At 68.9% G+C, this 1,054-nt stretch carries 2 protein-coding genes; both read left to right on the top strand.

Translation table 11 applies throughout. The features are described 5' to 3' along the window. Window positions 1-574: molybdopterin cofactor-binding domain-containing protein (locus tag ACZ5CR_RS47235; RefSeq protein ID WP_468870250.1), on the top strand; the 574-nt coding region annotated here is incomplete at its 5' end. Between the two features lie 10 nt (window positions 575-584). Then, the coding region (locus ACZ5CR_RS47230) for a (2Fe-2S)-binding protein (RefSeq protein WP_468870249.1) at window positions 585-1,054 on the top strand (470 nt) is incomplete at its 3' end.

Here is a 1,054-nt window from a genome sequence, read left to right as displayed (position 1 = left end):
CGAGGCGGGCGAGTGGGGAAGGCCGCTGCCGTCCGGTGTCGCCCAGGGGATCGCGCTGCACGCCGAGTACCGGGGAGCGGTCGCCGCGCTCGTCGAGATCGACTGCCGGCCCGAGATAGTGAACCGGAAGATCAAGGATGCCGTTGCCGGTCCTCGCGTCACCAAGGCGCTGATGGTCGTGGACGCGGGCTTCGCCATCAACCCCCGGGGCATCGAGGCCCAGATGATGGGCGGGATGAACGACGCGCTCGCCATGGCGCTCACCTCCAGCCTGCACATCAAGGACGGCATCCCGCTGGAGGGCAGCTGGGACAACTACTTCTACACGCGGCAGTGGAACACCCCGCCCGAACTGGACGTCGTCGTGATGGGGACGACCACCGGAAAGCCCGCCGGTGTGGGCGAGTTGGGGGTCGCGCCCGCGTTCGCCGCCATCGCCTGCGCCTACGCGCGCGCCACCGGCACGATGCCGACCAGCTTCCCGATCAACCACGGCACGCTCAGCTTCGAGCCGCTGCCGCTCGAGCCGTCCACGCCGCAGTCCCCGACCGACGGTCTCGACCGCGCCTACTGAGGAGCCTTCCGTGCCGACCCACACCTTCAAGCTCAACGGCGAGCAGATCACTGTCGAGGCCGAGGACGACGTACGCCTCCTGTGGGTGCTGCGTGACCTGCTCGGCGTGACCGGGCCGAAGTACGGCTGCGGTCTCGGCGTCTGCCAGTCCTGTACGTCGCACATCAACGGCAAGGCCTTCAATCCCTGTTCGGTGCCGGTCTCCAAGATCGGCACCGACGACGAGATCACCACGATCGAGGGCCTGCCCGGCACCGTCGGCAAGGAGCTGCACCCGATGCAGGAGGCCTGGCTGGAGCTGGATGTCTCGCAGTGCGGGTACTGCCAGCCGGGCCAGATCATGGCCGCCGTCGCGAAAGTGCGGCAGGCCGCCGCCGCTGGTCGTGAGATCAGCGACGGCGACCTGGACGCGATCCGCAACATCTGCCGGTGCGGTACGTACACCCGGATCCGCGAGGCCATCAAGGCCGGGGCGAAGCG

It is taken from the genome of Streptomyces sp. NPDC031274 (assembly GCF_055570235.1).
The sequence above is the reverse complement of the archived record's forward strand: the minus strand, read 5'-3'. Positions and strand labels throughout refer to the sequence as shown.